Annotated in this window: 9 protein-coding genes; 1 reads left to right on the top strand and 8 read right to left on the bottom strand. The window is 72.1% G+C overall.

Translation table 11 applies throughout. The features are described from left to right. Positions 1-4: 4 nt before the first annotated feature. The 4 genes from ACFWZ5_RS17250 to ACFWZ5_RS17235 form a co-directional block, all read right to left on the bottom strand. Complete coding sequence (locus tag ACFWZ5_RS17250) at positions 5-3,151, bottom strand: type I polyketide synthase (RefSeq protein ID WP_384789496.1); 3,147 nt, start codon at positions 3,149-3,151, stop codon at positions 5-7. 68 nt (positions 3,152-3,219) lie between these two features. Then, positions 3,220-3,957, bottom strand: a complete 738-nt coding sequence (locus ACFWZ5_RS17245) for a thioesterase II family protein (RefSeq protein ID WP_384789499.1) — start codon at positions 3,955-3,957, stop codon at positions 3,220-3,222. Beyond that, complete coding sequence (locus tag ACFWZ5_RS17240; RefSeq protein WP_384789502.1) at positions 3,954-5,204, bottom strand: cytochrome P450; 1,251 nt, start codon at positions 5,202-5,204, stop codon at positions 3,954-3,956. Before ACFWZ5_RS17240 ends, ACFWZ5_RS17245 begins: the two co-directional genes overlap by 4 nt. Continuing rightward, positions 5,201-5,470, bottom strand: coding sequence for a phosphopantetheine-binding protein (locus ACFWZ5_RS17235; protein ID WP_384789505.1), 270 nt, complete (start codon positions 5,468-5,470; stop codon positions 5,201-5,203). Before ACFWZ5_RS17235 ends, ACFWZ5_RS17240 begins: the two co-directional genes overlap by 4 nt. A gap of 589 nt (positions 5,471-6,059) precedes the next feature. Here ACFWZ5_RS17235 and ACFWZ5_RS17230 point away from each other — a divergent pair. Continuing rightward, the gene (locus tag ACFWZ5_RS17230; protein ID WP_384789507.1) at positions 6,060-9,371 is read left to right on the top strand and encodes a BTAD domain-containing putative transcriptional regulator; all 3,312 of its coding nucleotides are present in this window, start codon (positions 6,060-6,062) and stop codon (positions 9,369-9,371) included. Positions 9,372-9,402: 31 nt separating this feature from the next. Here ACFWZ5_RS17230 and ACFWZ5_RS17225 read toward each other — a convergent pair whose 3' ends face one another. From ACFWZ5_RS17225 to ACFWZ5_RS17210, 4 genes are all read right to left on the bottom strand, one after another. Continuing rightward, the gene (locus ACFWZ5_RS17225; RefSeq protein WP_384789510.1) at positions 9,403-10,164 is read right to left on the bottom strand and encodes an ABC transporter permease; all 762 of its coding nucleotides are present in this window, start codon (positions 10,162-10,164) and stop codon (positions 9,403-9,405) included. Then, on the bottom strand, positions 10,161-11,099 hold the full coding sequence (locus tag ACFWZ5_RS17220) for an ATP-binding cassette domain-containing protein (RefSeq protein ID WP_384789513.1): 939 nt from the start codon (positions 11,097-11,099) through the stop codon (positions 10,161-10,163). The genes ACFWZ5_RS17225 and ACFWZ5_RS17220 overlap by 4 nt, the downstream gene beginning before the upstream one ends. A gap of 131 nt (positions 11,100-11,230) precedes the next feature. Continuing rightward, complete coding sequence (locus tag ACFWZ5_RS17215; protein WP_384789516.1) at positions 11,231-11,950, bottom strand: thioesterase II family protein; 720 nt, start codon at positions 11,948-11,950, stop codon at positions 11,231-11,233. Positions 11,951-12,037: 87 nt separating this feature from the next. Next, on the bottom strand, positions 12,038-15,871 hold the full coding sequence (locus ACFWZ5_RS17210; RefSeq protein WP_384789518.1) for an amino acid adenylation domain-containing protein: 3,834 nt from the start codon (positions 15,869-15,871) through the stop codon (positions 12,038-12,040).

The following is a 15,871-nucleotide window of genomic DNA, read 5'->3' as shown; positions in this document are numbered from 1 at the left end:
GCGGCTACACGTAGCCGCGGTCGATCAATGCGTAGAGGTCGTCGTCGCTGCCGCTCTCCGCGGGCGCGTCCGCCGCCGTTTCCGCTGCCGTTTCCGCTGCCGTTTCCGCCGTCTTCGCCGGGGCCTCGGGCGCCCTCGGCGCGGGGGCCGGAGCGGGTGCCTCCGGTTCAAGGCGGGAGAAGATGTGGCGGCCGAGCTTCTCCGGCGTGGGGTAGGTGAACGCGACGGTGGCCGAGAGCCGCACTCCGGCCGCCGAGGTGAGCCGGTTGCGGAGCAGCACGGCCAGCGAGGAGTCGAACCCGAGGTCCTTGAAGGTGTCGGTCGGCCTCGCCGCGAGGTCGGCGCCCGTCAGGCCCGGCTCCTTCGCGTTCAGCACCACGGCCGCTTCGGCGCACACGAGGTCGAGGACCGCCGACTCCGAATCCAGGCCCGCCGCCCGGGAGTTCGCGTCCACTCCGCCCGCGAGGACCGTCGCCGTGGCGGCGGTCTCGTCGGGCGCCGTCAGCCAGTACGGCTGCCGCTGGAACGCGTAGGTCGGCAGGGCGATCCGGCGCGGCCGGTCCGCGGTGAACACCGCGTCCCAGTCCACCGGCACACCGCGTACGTGCAGTTCGGCCAGGGACGCCAGGACCTTGCCCGCGCTGCCGTCGTCCTTGTGCAGGGTGCCGACGACCACCGGCGGGTTCGGCAGCGCGTCGGCGGTCTCCTCCATCGCGACGGCGAGCACCGGGTGCGGGCTGACCTCGACGTACACGCCGCCGCGGTCCCGCATCAGGTTCTCGACGACCTCGCCGAAGCGGACCGTCGAGCGCAGGTTGTCGTACCAGTACGAGGTGTCGAGCGCGCGGGTGTCGAGCGGTCCGCCGGTGACCGTGGAGTGGAACTCCACCGCCGTCTCCCGCGGCTCGACGCCCGCGGCGGCTTCGAGGACCTGGTCGCGGATGCGTTCGACGTGGTGGGAGTGGGACGCGTACTCGATCCTGACGCGGCGCACCCGGACCTCGTCGGCGGCCGCCTGCGCGGCGAACTCCGCCAGGGCTTCGAGGTCTCCGGCGATCACCACGGAGGCGGGGCCGTTGACCGCGGCCACGGACAGCCGTCCGGGCCACTGGGCGAGGCGGTCCTCGACCCACTTCAGGGGCGCGGCCACCGCGTTGAGCCCGCCGTGCCCGGCCAGCGCGGTCAGGGCCTGGCTGCGCAGGGCGATCACGCGCGCCGCGTCCTCAAGCGAGAGCGCACCCGACGCGCACGCCGCGGCGAGCTCGCCCTGCGAGTGCCCCACGACCGCGTCGGGGACCACGCCGAGGGACTGCCACACCCGCGCCAGGGACACCATCATCGCGAACAGCGCGGGCTGGACCACGGCGTCCCCGCGCTCCAGCGACGGCGCCGACTCCGCGCCGGTCACCAGGTCGAGGAGCGACCAGTCCTGCCACGGCTCCAGAGCGCGGGCGCACTCGTCGATCGAGCGCGCGAAGACCTCCGACTGCGCGTACAGCTGCTTGCCCATGCCCAGCCACTGCGACCCCTGGCCGGGGAACACGAAGACGACCGGGCCCGCCGCGCCGGCGGCCGCCCCGCGGATCACGCGTGCCGCGTTCTCGCCCGCGGCCACCAGGTCGAGCCCGGCGAGGGCCTCGTCGCGGCCGCCGCTGAGGACCACCGCCCGGTGCGCGAACACCGTCCGCGTCGACGCCAGCGAATGGCCCACGTCGGCCGCCGAGAGCGAGGCGTCCGCGGCCACGAGCTCCCGCAGCCGTGCCGCCTGCTCCCGCAGGGCCGGCTCCGTGCGGGCCGAGAGGACCCACGGCACCACGCCGGAAACGGCCGCGCCTGACCCGTCGTCAGTCGTGGCGGCGGGCTCCGCGGGGGCCTGTTCGAGGATCACGTGGGCGTTGGTGCCGCCCAGGCCGAACGACGACACGCCCGCCCGGCGCGGCCGGTCGGGCCCGCCCGGCCAGGCCCGCGCGGACTGAAGGACCTCGAAGTCCTCCTTGAAGTCGGGGATGGCGGGGTTCGGGGCCCGGAAGTCCGCGTTCGGCACCAGCTGGGCGCGGTCCACGCACAGCGCCGCCTTCACGAAGCCGACGATGCCCGCGCCCGCCTCCAGGTGCCCGACGTTCTGCTTCGCGGAGCCGATCACCAGGGGGCGGCTGCGTCCGGTGGCCCGGAACACCTCGCGCAGGCCGGACGCCTCCGCCGGATCGCCGACGCGGGTGCCGGTGCCGTGGGCCTCGACGTAGTCGACGCCGTCGAACGGGACGCCCGAGCGCTCCAGGGCGGTGAGCACCGTCGCCGCCTGCGCGGCGGGGCTCGGGTCCGGCATCCGGGAGGACGCGCCGCCGCTGCCGACGCCCCAGCCGCGTACGACCGCGTAGACGTGATCGCCGTCGGCGACCGCGAGGTCGAGCCGCTTCAGGACGACGAACGCGCCGCCCTCTCCGCGGACGAAGCCGTTGGCGCGTTCGTCGAAGGGGAAGCAGTGGCCGTCGGGCGACAGGGCGCCCAGGTTGGCGAGGCCGAGGCCCGCTTCCGGGTCGACGATCAGCTGGACGCCGCCCGCGAGCGCCAGGTCGACGGCGCCGGCGCGGATCCGGTCGCAGGCGAGCGCCAGCGACACGAGGGAGGAGGACTGGCCCGAGTCCGCGCAGAAGCTCATGCCGCGGACGTCGAACAGGGTCGAGATCCGGTTGGCGATCAGTGCGCCGCTCGAACCGAGCGCGGCGTAGTGGTCGTCCTCGTCGCTGCCTGCCTGCTTGCGCAGTTGGTCGTACCCGGAGGGCGCGGCGCCGACCACGACGTCGACGGCACGGCCCGCGAGCGCGGCCGCCGGGACGCGGGCGTCCTCGACGGCCTCCCAGGCGAGTTCGAGGCCGAGCCGCTGCACGGGGTCCATGGCGGCGGCCTCCGCCGGACCCGTACCGAAGAACTCCGCGTCGAACCCGTCGACGGAGTCGAAGAACGAGCCCGCGTTCACGGTGGCGGCGTCCGGGTGCGACGGGTACTTCGCACCGACCGCCCGCCGCTCGGGAAACGTCCCGACGGTCGACTTCCCGTCGAGCAGCAGGCGCCAGAACTCCCCCAGGTCGCGCACGCCGGGGAAGCGGCACGACATCCCGATGACGGCAATATCGGTGGCTGCGCCACTCATTCGAATTCCTTCCGGTTCCCTCGGCGTACGGCGGGTGCGGGCCGGGCTTCTTTCGGGCCGCGCGGCGCTCATCGCCAGGAGGTCAAGAGCTTCAGCAGGTCGTCCGGCGCGTTCATGAAGTCGTAGTGGCCGCCGTCGACGACCCGGATGTCGACGTTGTCCGCGTAACGACGCCAGCCTTCGAGCTGGTCGAGGCTCACCTCGGGGTCGTCCCGCCAGTGCAGGACGACGATGGGGCAGGACAGGACGGTCGGCTCGACGCGCTCGTAGGCCCGCGCCGCGGCGAGGTCGCGCAGGAGTACGGCCATGCCCATGTCGATCATGTCCGGGCGCGGCTCGATGCCCCGGCCGCGGATGAACGACTCCAGCTCGGCGCGCATCTCGGCCTCGGTCATGGTGAGCATCCGGTCGCGCGCGGCGTCGTGCGGCGCCGGCTGGCCGGACACGAAGAACACGTCCGGCTGGCGCAGGCCGCGCTCGGCGAGCCGCACCACGGTCTCGTACGCGGGCAGCACGCCCGCGCAGTGCCCGAAGAACGCGTACGGCCGGTCCAGGAGCGGCGTCAGCGGCTCGACCAGGGCGGTGGCGAGGTCCTCGTACGTGCCGTAGTGGGGGTGGGCGAGGCGGTTCTCGCGGCCGGGGAACTGCACCGGGCTGACCTCGGCACCGTCGATCGCGGCCGGCCAGGCGCTGAACGCCGAGGCACCGGATCCGGAGAAGGGGAAGCAGAACATCCGGGCGGCCTGGTCGGTGGACGGCGGCCGGACGAACCACGGCGACGTGGCGGTGGTGGAGCCGGAAGTCATGGCGTCATTCGTTTCTTGGCGACGATGGGGAGGTGGGTCATCCCGGAGATGAAGTACGAGCGCAGGTGCTCCGGTTCGCCGTCGAGCTCGATCGAGCCGAAGCGCTGGAGCAGCTCTTCGAAGAAGACGCGCAGGGTCATCCGGGCCAGCGGTCCGCCGATGCAGAAGTGCGGTCCGAACCCGAACGCGACGTGGCGCTTCGCGCCGTCCCGCCTGATGTCGAACTGGTGCGGGTCGGGGAACTGGGACGCGTCCCGGTTGGCCGAGCCGATCCACGCGACGACCGCCGCGCGGGCCGGGATCGTGCCCCCGCCGATCTCGACGTCGTCCACCGCGTACCGCATGAAGTTACAGGCGGCGGAGGTCCACCGCAGCCCCTCCTCCACCAGGTTCGGGATCAGCGACGGGTCGGCCTGCGCCTTCTCGAACTGCTCGGGCCGCTCGATGAGGGCCTGCACCGTGCCCGAAACGGTGTGCGGCGTCGTCACGTTGGCGCCCAGGAGGATGCTGTAGCCGTCGAGCGCGATCTCCTCGTCGCTCAGCGGCTCGCCGCCCGGACGGACGCTCATGAGGTGGTGGAGCAGGCTGCCGTCCTCGTGGCCGTCGGCCCGCCGCGTCCTGACCCACTCCTTGACGTAGCTGAGCAGCTCGTGGTGGGAGATGGCGAGCGTCGCCGCCTCGCTGCCCGTCTTGAAGTGCCGGTCCGAGGGCGCCGTCACCATCGCGGTCAGCTGGACGAGTTCCGCCCAGTCCTTCTCCGGGATGCCGAGGAGCGGGCCCGTGACCATCGCCGGGAGCAGCAGCGCCTTCTCGGCCAGGTCGAAGGTCTCGCCGTCGAGCGCCGGCTCCAGGAAGCGCACGATCGTCCGGCGGATCGAGTCCTCCCAGGTCTTCACGGCCCGCGCGGTGAGCTTGGTGCCGATCGGCCTGCGGACCTCGGTGTGCCGGGGCGGGTCGGTGGAGGTGAGCAGCACGCCCGCCGCGGGGTCGTCGATGCCGACGTGGGTGGGCGTGGTGCCGCGCTCCGAGGTGAACTCCCGGTGATCGCCGAGCACCCGGCACACGTCCTCGTACCGGGTCACCGACCAGAACTCCCGGCCGTCCGGGAGCACTTGGTGGTGCACGGGAGCCTGCTCCCGCATCACGTCCCAGATCGGGTGCGGATCGCCGTAGGAGTAGAGGTCCAGGTCGAACAGGTCGACGCGGTCGAGGTCGATGTCACGCGCGGGACCCGGCGTCAGCCTCACGCCTTCGCCCTCCCCTGCTCGATCAGCTCGGCGACGCGGGCCGGGGTCTGCGCCAGGTAGAAGTCGCGTACGGACAGCTCGACGCCGTACTCCTCGGTCACCCTGTCGATGATCTTGATGCCGATCAGCGAATTGCCGCCGAGCTCGAAGAAGTCGTCGTCCGCCCCGACCGCGCGGCCGTTGAGGTGTTCCCCCCACAGCGCGGAGATCTCCTTCACGAGCGCCTCCGGGGCACCCGTGGGCGCGGCTTGTGATTCAGACGCCATTGCCAGCCTTTCCTTTCTCCGCTGAATGGGAATTCCCGCCCGCAGGGACCCTTTTTCACGGTCTCATTTACACGGGCCTGTTTGCACGGGCCCGTTTGCGCTGTCCCGCCGGCGGGACGATCCCTGAATGGCCGGACGAGTGTCTCGTGATTCCCATCGGCTCACACCGTGCTGGTGGTGTCCGGTGCCCGCCGGCCGGGCGAGGTTGAGAACGCGGCCGACATCCGTGCCGCGACGCCAACGTAAGTGGCCGGGGAAACCCAGAGCAAGAGAGGACAGGGCGGACATCCTGCCGGGCGGCGCATGTCCCGCCGACAGGACAGTCAGGACTGTAATGCCCGGCCATAATCGGCGCCTTCTCGCCTTCTTGCCTTCTTATTTATTCCTGTCGGGTTCCTGCCGGGGCTTCGATTTCCCGGCCCACCCCTTGCGGTGCGCGGCGATGTGGTGTGTCCCGTCAGCGGGACACCCTGTTCATTGGATTTTCACCGTGCTTTCCTTGATTTTTGGTGATTCCTTGCGCTTACGGGCGAGTCATCCCGTTTCACGCGGCATCGGCACGCGGGGGCGGCCGTGACAAAATCAGCGGGTGCAGATCGGGATGCTGGGTCCGTTCGAGGTTCACACCGACGACGGCGGCGCGGTCGACGTACCGGGCGTGCGGCTGCGCGGCCTCCTCATCGCCCTCGCGCTCCGGCCGGGGCGCGCGGTCCCGAAGGCGTCGCTCGTCGACTGGATCTGGGGCGAGCACCCGCCCGCCGACGCGACGAACGCCCTGCAGCGTCTGGCCTCCCGGCTGCGCAAGGCCCTGCCGGACGGGGTGGTCGAGGGCCAGGCGGACGGCTACCGGCTCACGGTGGCGCCCGACGCCGTCGACGCCGTGCGGTTCGAACGCCTCGTCGTGGCGGGGCGGTTGCGCACCGAGGACGCGTCCCGGCGGGTGCGGCTGCTGCGCGAGGCCCTCGGGCTGTGGCGCGGTACGGCCATGCAGGACGTCGGCCTGGACAGCGCCGTGTTCAAGGCCGCGGTCGTCCGGCTCGACGAGCTGCGCCTGACCGCCATGGAGGAGCGGTTCGACGCGGAGGCGGGCCTCGGACGCGGCGCGGAGATGGTCACGGAGCTGACCGACGCGGTGGCCGCGCACCCGCTCCGGGAACGGCTCGTCGCCGCCCTGATGCGCGCCCTGGTCGCGGCAGGACGCGACAGCGAGGCGCTCCTCGCGTACCAGCGCACCCGGAGGGCCCTGGCGGACGCGCTCGGCGTCGGCCCTTCGCCGGAGCTGGACGCGCTCCATGTCGCCTTGTTACGGGGGGACTTGGGGCGGGGCGGTTCGGCGGGCGATCCGCCGGGGCCGGGACCAGAAGGCTTGGGGGGTGGTCGGTCAGGGCAGGGCGGCCTCGGACGCGGCGCGCCAGGCCGCGTCGACCCGGCGCGCGGTGAGCCGCAGTCGCAGCCCCAGCCGCAGCCCCAGGAGGCGCCCCGCAGGACCAACCTCCGCGCCGAACTGACCACGTACGTAGGCAAGGCCGCCGACATCGCCGCCGTCCGCGGGCTCCTCGGCGAACACCGGCTCACCACCGTCATCGGACCCGCCGGCGCGGGCAAGTCCCGCCTCGCTGCGGAGACCGCGCGGGCGCTGCTCGGCGAACTGCCCGACGGGGCCTGGCTGGTGGAGCTCGCCTCGATCCGTGCGAACGGCGACGTGGCCGACGTGGCGCGGTCGACGCTCGCCGGGCTCGGCCTGCGTGACGCGCTGCTCGGCGGGGCCTCGAACGCGGACCTGACGGACCGGCTCGTCGCCGCGGTCCGCGAGCGCGACGCGCTGCTCGTCCTGGACAACTGCGAGCACGTGATCGAGTCCGCGGCGGTGTTCGCCCACCGGGTGCTCGGGGAGTGCCGGGGGCTGCGGATCCTGGCGACGAGCCGCGAACCGCTCGGCATCACCGGCGAAGCCCTGTGGCCCGTCGAACCGCTCGCCCTGCCGTCGCAGGACGCGAGCCCCGCCGAGATCGCGTCGTCGCCCGCCGTCCAGCTGCTGCGGGACCGGGCCGGGGCCGTGCACAGGGACCTCGCGGCCGACGCCCGCACCCTGGCGACGACGGCACGCGTGTGCCGGGCCCTCGACGGGATCCCGCTGGCGATCGAGCTGGCCGCGGCCCGCCTGCGCACCCTGTCCATCGACCAGCTCGCGGCCCGGCTCGACGACCGGTTCCGCCTCCTGACCGGCGGCAGCCGCACCGCACTCCCCCGGCACCGGACGCTGCGCGCCGCCGTCGACTGGAGCTGGGAGCTGCTCACCCACGCCGAGCGCGTGGTCCTGCGCAGGCTCTCGGTGTTCTCCGGCGGGGCGGGCCTGGAGGCGGCCGAACGGGTCTGCGCGGGACCCGCGGGCCCCGCGGGCGCCGCCGTCGAGCAGGACCAGGTGCTCGAACTGCTCACCGCGCTGACCGAGAAGTCGCTGCTGCTCGCCGAGGGCACGGGCGCCCCGCGCTACCGCATGACCGGCACGATCGAGGAGTACGCGCGGCACCGGCTCGCGGAGGCGGGCGAGTCCGACCGGGCGCGCCGCGCGCACCTGGCCTGCTTCACCGAGCTCGCCGAGACCGCGGAGCCGCACCTGCGCCGCGCCGAGCAACTGGACTGGCTGGCCACGCTGGAGGCCGAGCACGACAACATCGGCGCGGCGATGCGCGGCGCGCTCGCGGCCGGTGAGGCGCAGGCGGCGATGCGGCTCGCGGCGGGCGCGGGCTGGTACTGGTGGCTCAGCGGGCACAAGACCGAGGGCATGGAGCTGATCACCGCGGCCACCGGGACGCCCGGCGAGGTGACCGACGACGTCCGGGCCACGGTGTACGCGCTCGGCGTGCTGTTCGTGACGTCGGGTCCCGGCGACGAGCACCGGGCCGCGGAGTGGATCCACCAGGCGTACGCGTTCAGCCGGCGCAGCCGGTGCCGCCACCCCCTGATCGGGTTCGTCGCCCCGCTGGAGCGCATGCTGCAGGAGCCGGACGCGTTCCTGCCCGCGTTCGAGCCGCTCCTCGACGACGAGGACCCCTGGGCGCGTGCCCTCGCCCGGCTGCACCTGGGCAAGATGCGGATCATGCTCGGCCGGCACGGGCGGGAAGCGGACGCGTACCTGGAGCGGGCGCTCGCCGAGTTCCGGGCGCTCGGCGAGCGGTTCGGGATCTCGTTCGCCCTGAGCGAGCTGGCGGACCGGATCGCCGTACGCGGTGAGTTCGCCGCAGCGTGCGCGCACTACGAACAGGCGATAGCCGTGGTCACCGAGGTCGGTGCCACCGAGGACATCATCCGCATGCGGTCGCGGCAGGCGCAGCTGTACCGGCTCCTCGGCGACGCGGAAGCGGGCGCGGCCGCCCTGGCCGAGGCGCGGCGGTACGCGGAGCGGGTCACCTGGCCGGACGCCCTCGCCGAGCTGGCCCTCGCGCAGGCGGAGCTCGCCCGGTGGGACGGCGACGTGGACGAGGCGCACCGGCAACTCGGCGTCGCGCGGGCCGCCCTGGGCGACGAAGCGCGGCGGCCGCACATCCGTGCCGTCACCCACGACCTGCTCGGCTACCTCGCCGACGACATCGGCGAGGCCCGAGCGCACCGCGCGGCGGCCTGCGCGGCGGCGTCCGAGGCGGGACACGCGCCGATGCTCGCGCAGGTGCTCCTCGGGGTCGCGGACCTGGCGCTGCGCCGCGACGAGCACGCGCAGGCCGCACGGCTGCTCGCGGCGAGCACGGGCGTACGGGGGCTGCGGGACCGCTCCCATCCGGACGCGGCCCGGATCGAGCGGACAGCGCGGCGCCGCCTCGGCGACCGGGGTTTCGCCGAGGCGGCTCGGGAGGGGGCACGGATCAGCTGGTCTCAGCTGGTCGAGGCCACGCTGGCTTCTTGAACGTGATCACGCTCGCTCTTGGACAACGAGGTCACGCCCGCTTCTTGAACGTGGAGACCGCCCACACATAGCCGACGACGGCGAGCCCGACGGACCAGGCGACGGCCGCGATCGCGTCGCCGCTCGACGGGTCGCCCTCGAGCAGCCCGCGCAGCGTCTCGATGATCGGTGTGAAGGGCTGGTACTCCGCGAACTGCCGCACACCGGCCCCCATCGTGTCCGCGGGCACGAACGCGCTGCTCAGGAACGGCAGCATGATCAGCGGCACGGTGGCGAGGCCCGCCGACTCCGCGGTCTTGGCGGCGAGGCCGAGGGCGACGGTGAGCCAGCTGGCCCCGAAGGTGACGAGGATGACGAGGCCGAGGACGCCGAGCCAGTCGAGGGCGCTCGCCTCCGGGTCGAACCCCATCGCGAAGGCCACCCCGATGATGGCCGTGTTGGCCACCAGGCAGCGCACCGTGGTGACGACGACCTGCCCGGTGAGGACGGCACCGCGGGACACGTCCATGGCCTTGAAGCGGTTGATGATGCCCTTCGACATGTCGTCGTTCACGGCCGCCGCGGTGGACCCGAGGCCGTAGCTGACGGCCATCACGAGCATGCCCGGCGTCGCGTAGTCGACGTAGTCGCCACCGACGCTGAAGGCGCCGCCGAACACCTTGACGAACAGGAGCATGATCACGATCGGGAACAGGACCGCGTTGAAGAGCACGAGCGGGTTCCGCACGGTGTGCTTCAGATTGCGGCGCAGCATGATCGTCGAGTCGGTCAACGCCGTGGAGACACTGCTCACTGTGCGCTCGCCTCCGTGCTCGTGCGCCCGGTCAGGGCGAGGAAGACGTCGTCGAGGTCCGGTGTGTGCACGGAGAACTCCTGGGCGTTGATCGTGTGCTCGTCGAGCCGGTCGAGCAGGGCCCGCAGCGACTTCGACTGACCGTCGCTGGGCACCCGCAGGGTCAGCTCCTCGTCGTCCCTCGTGGCCCCGTCCAGGATCCGCGCCGCCGCGTCGACCTCGTCGAGGTCGGCGAACCGGAGCCGGACGTGGGTGCCCGGCACCTGGCGCTTGAGCTCCTCGGCGGTGCCCTGGGCGACGAGCCGGCCCTGGTCGAGCACGACGATCTGGTCGGCGAGCTGGTCGGCCTCCTCCAGGTACTGGGTGGTGAGGAAGATGGTGGTGCCGTCGGCCACCAGCTCGCGGACGATCCCCCACATCGTGCGCCGGCTGCGCGGGTCGAGGCCCGTCGTCGGCTCGTCGAGGAAGATGATCTGCGGGTTGCCGACCAGCGTCATCGCCAGGTCCAGCTTCCGGCGCATGCCGCCGGAGTAGGTCGACGACAGCTTGTCCGCCGCCTCCTGGAGGTCGAACCGCTCGAGGAGGCGGTCGACCAGCTGACCGCCGGATCCCACGCGCTTGAGGTCCGCCATCAGCTGCAGGTTCTCGCGGCCCGAGAGCAGCTCGTCCACCGCGGCGAACTGCCCGGTCACGCCGATGGCCGAGCGCACCTGCTTGGTCGCGGTCGCCACGTCGTGCCCGGCGACGCGCACCGTCCCCGCGTCGGCCTTCAGCAAGGTCGCCAGGACGTTCACCGTCGTCGTCTTGCCCGCCCCGTTCGGGCCGAGCATGGAGAAGACCGATCCCGCGGCGACCTCGAAGTCGATGCCGTCGAGCACGACCTTGTCGCCGAATGTCTTGCGCAGCCCTGAAACTGCGATGGCTGAACTACTCATGCCTCCACTTTCCGCGCGTGCCTGACACCGGCCTGTCACGCCCCTGACACGGCCACCGATGACATGGCGCTGTGCCATCTCACCGCCGGCCGGCCCGGGGCGTGACCCGCGGGCGACGGCTCCGTGCCGAGCTAGCGACCGCGGGCGGACTCCGCCTCGATCACGTCAAGGACCTCCCGGCCCTGGTCGACCAGGTACATGTGACCGCCGGGGAACTCCACGTAGTTGAATTCGCCCGTGGTCGCGTCCCGCCACTGCTGCGCCTCTTCGGCGGTGACCAGGCCGTCGTCGTCGCCGCGCAGCGAGGTGATCGGCACCGACACCCGTTCGTCGGTGCTCGGGACGTAGTTCTCGTGCATCTCGCAGTCGGCCTGGAGCATGGGGAGGATCAGCTCCCGCATCTCCGGGTGGTCGAGGGCCTCGTGCCTGAAGCCCGCGAACTCCTCGACGCGGGCGAGGAATTCATCGTCCTGCAGCCCCGTCGCCCGCCGCTCGCGCTGGGTCCACGGACCCGGCGAGCCACTGACGACCAGGCGCTCCACCTGCACGCCGCGCGCGCTCAGCAGGTGCGCGAACTCGTACGCGAGCACCGCGCCCAGGCTGTGCCCGAACAGCACGGTCCGCGTGCCCTCACCGAGGTCGGCGACGATGCCGTCGATCTCGTTCTTGGCCGCCTCGACCACGTTCCGGTACGGCGTCTCCATGATCCGCCGCTCCCTGCCGGGCAGTTCGACGGAGGTCACCCGCCACCGGTCGCCGGCCAGCTCGCGCCACGGGTGGAAGAACGACGGACCCGCTCCCGCGAACGGGACGCACAGCAGCGCGGTCCCGTTCCCGTCGTCCGCGGACATGCCGGGTGCACTCACCCCGACCAACCCCAATCATCCATTCGATGCTTCGTCACTTCGTAGAACCTGCTCCGCGCGACCGGTCGCCGGTCACTCCGCCGCCAGCTTGCGGTTGATGACCTCCATGACCTCCGCCACGGGCGCGGGCATGTTCATGTCGTGGTGCATGGCGAACACGTCGTGCACCTCGATGTCGCCGAGGACGTGCGGCTCCCACAGGTGCGCGTACAGCTCGTCCTTGTTCGTCGCGCTGAAGAACAGCACGTCACCGCGGTAGACCGGCGACTCGAACTTCATGATGTGGTTCGTGTTGTTGGCGAGCACCTTCGACATCCGGTCCAGGAAGTCCTGCTGGTTGTCGGTGCCGATGTACTGGCCGAAGAACTCCTCCAGCTCCGACCGGTAGTCGTCCAGGGTCTTGCCTGCGTGGAACTCCGTGAACCCGTGCCCGCCGGGCATGGAGTCCAGGATCGCCGTGAGGGCGACCTCGTGCCCGCGCCGGTCGAGGAGCTCCGCGACGGCCTGCACGACGGTGCCGCCGTAGGACCAGCCGACGAGGTGGAAGGGGCCCTCCGGCTGGATCTTCAGCATCTCGTCGACGTAGTCCTCGACCATCTCCTCCACGGAGCCTGCCAGCTGGTCCACGCCGTTGGAGCCGCGGGACTGCAGGGCGTACGCCGCCCGGTCCTGCACGTGCGTCACGAAGCTGAAGTACGCCCAGCCGAGGCCGCCGCCGCCGTGGAAGAACCACAGGGGCTCCTTGCCCGTACCGGGGTCGGTGTTCAGCGGAAGCACGACCGCGAACGGGTCCTGGTCGTCCGTCGGGATGCCGCCGATGAGCACCAGCGAGGCCAGCTCGGCCACCGTCGGGTACTTGATGATCGTGCGCAGCGGCATGTCGACGCCGAACTCCTTGCGGATGCGCACGCTGAGCCGGGTGGCCATGAGCGAGTGCCCGCCGAGCTGGAAGAAGTCGTCGTGGATGCCGACCTGCTCCTTGCCGAGCAGCTCGGCGAAGAAGCCGCACAGCTTCTCCTCGTGGATGTCGCGCGGCCCCTCGCTGACCACGGTCTCCGTGACGTGCTCCGACGGCAGCGCCCGCAGGTCGAGCTTGCCGTTCGGCGTCAGCGGGATCTCCGACAGCGGGATGAGCGCGGACGGCATCATGTAGTCCGGGAGCCGGTCGCGCACGGACTCGGTGAGCTCGGCGAGCAGCGGGCCGAAGTCCTCCGCCGGGGCGTCGTCGGCCGCGCCGACCCGGGACTTGGGCACCACGTAGCCGACGATGCGCTTGTCGTCCGGGGTGTCCTCGCGCACGATGACGACGGCCTGCGCCACGTCGGCGTGCCCGGCGAGGACGTGCTCGATCTCGCCCAGCTCGATGCGGAAGCCGCGGATCTTCACCTGGAAGTCGGTGCGCGCGACGTACTCCAGCTGGCCGTTCTTGTTCCAGCGCACCAGGTCACCGGTGCGGTACATCCGCGCGCCCGCGGGGCCGAACGGGGACGGCACGAACCGCTCCGCGGTCATGTCGGGCCGGCCCTGGTAGCCGCGGGCCATGCCGTCGCCGCCGATGTACAGCTCGCCCTGCACGCCGGGCGCGACCGGGTGCAGCCGCGCGTCGAGCACGTACACCTGGGTGTTCCCGATCGGCGTGCCGATCGCCACGCCCGCGCCCGCCTTGACGGGCGCCATGGTCGACCACGTCGTCGTCTCGGTCGGGCCGTACCAGTTGCCCACCTCGACGGCCTGGTCCGCCAGGGCCTCGGCGAGGCGCTGCGGCACGGCCTCGGCGCCGGTGATGATCCGCAGGCCCTTCGCGGCCTCCGGCTCACGCGTCAGGACCATCTGCCAGAACGCGGGCGTGGCCTGCACCACGGTGACGTCGTGGCGGCGGATCAGCTCGACCACGGACTTCGGGTCGGTGACGGTGCCCTTGCGGGCCATCACCATGGTCGCGCCGGAGACGAACGGCAGCCACAGCTCGGTGTTGGCCATGTCGAACGACACGGTCGTGCTGAACAGCATCCGGTCCGCGGCCGTCAGCGGGAACCGCCGCCGCACCGAGGCGATGAAGTTCGCCACCGCGCCGCGCGGGATCGCCACGCCCTTCGGGGCGCCCGTCGAACCCGACGTGTAGATCACGTACTGGGTGTTGTCCGGCCGGACCGTCACCTCGGGTGCCGTCTCCGGGTAGCTCGCGTAGTCCGCGCCGGCCAGCGTGTCGGCGTCGAGGACCAGGACCGGGTCCGCCTGCTTGAGGACGTAGTCGATGCGGGACTGCGGGTGGTCGGGGTCGACCGGGACGTAGGCGCCGCCGGACTTCAGGACCGCGAGGAGCGCCACCATCAGGTTGACGGTCCGGGGCAGGCACACAGCGACCAGCGACTCGGGCCGCACGCCGCGATCGACCAGCCAGTGCGCGAGGCGGTTCGAGCGCGCCTCCAGCTCCCGGTAGGTGAGGGTCTCCTCGACGCCGATGAGGGCGGTCGCGTCGGGGGTCGCCTCGACCTGGCGGCGCACCGCTTCCACGAGGCCGTGCTCCAGGGTCGGCTCCGCGGTGTCGTTCACCTCCACGAGCAGCCGCTCGCGCTCCCCCGCACGCAACACGTCGACGTCGCCGACGCTCATGTCCGGGTTCGCGACGACCTGCTCAAGGACGCTCTCGAACCGCGCCGCGATGGCCTCGACCGTGTCCCGGTCGAACAGGTCGGTGCCGTACTGGATGTCGCCGTGCACGGTCCCCGACTCGTCCAGGCCCATGCTGAAGTACATGTCGACCATGGTCTTGGCGTTCAGGGCCTGCTGGAACTCCACCTTGAGCCCCGGCAGTTCGAGCGTCGGCCGCTCGTAGTTCTGCCAGCCGGACATCACCTGGAACAGCGGCTTGTGCGCGATCGAGCGGTCGGGGTTGATCGACTCGACGAGCAGGTCGAACGGCAGGTCCTGGTTCTCGTACGCCGCGAGCGACTTGTCCCGCACCTGCGCGAGCAGGTCGGTGAACGACGGGTCGCCGGAGAGGTCCACGCGCATCACGAGGTTGTTGACGAAGCAGCCGATCAGATCGGCCATCGCCTCGTCGGTGCGCCCGGCGATCGGCGTGGCGATCGGCACGTCGTCACCGCTGCCGAGCTTGCTCAGCAGCACCGCGATGGCCGCCTGGAGGATCATCGACATGGACGTGCCGCGCTCGGCGGACAGCTTCTCCAGGCCGGCCGCGGTCTCCGGCTTCACCGTGAAGGCGACGGCGTCGCCCTCGGTGTTCACCTCGTCGGTCCGCGGGCGGTCGAGCGGCAGGGTCAGCGGCTGCGGGATCCCGGCGAGCTCCTTGCGCCAGTAGTCGAGCTGCGCCGCGGCGAGGCTGCCCGGGTCGTTCACGTCGCCGAGCACCTCGCGCTGCCACAGCGTGAAGTCCTTGTACTGGACGGGCAGCGGCTCCCACTCCGGGGCCCCGCCCGCGCGGCGGGCGGTGTAGGCCGTCGCCAGGTCCCGGGCCAGGGGCGCGCCCGAGCTGCCGTCCGTGGCGATGTGGTGGATGATCATGACGAGGACGTGCTCATCGGCGGAGCAGCGCAGCAGGCTCGCCCGGAACGGGATCTCGGTCGCCAGGTCGAATCCGTGCGCGACGGCCTCGTCGACCGCGCTGTCCACCTTGTCCGACGCCACCTCGACCACCGGCAGCCGCGCCTGCTCGAACGCCTCCGCCAACGGCAGGATCCGCTGGTGGGGCTCCCCGTCCTCGTTCGCGACGTAGGTGGTGCGCAGAATCTCGTGCCGCTCGACCACGTCGCGGAGCGCCGCGCCGAGGGCGTCCTGGTCCAGCGCCCCGGTCAGCCGGAACGCCGCCGACATGTTCCAGGTCTCCCCACCCTCGAGCTGGTGCAGGAACCAGTAACGGCGCTGTGAGAATGACAGCGGAATCAT

Source organism: Streptomyces sp. NPDC059003, assembly GCF_042740445.1.
Classification (GTDB): domain Bacteria; phylum Actinomycetota; class Actinomycetes; order Streptomycetales; family Streptomycetaceae; genus Streptomyces.
This window is presented reverse-complemented; position numbering and strand designations above follow the sequence as displayed.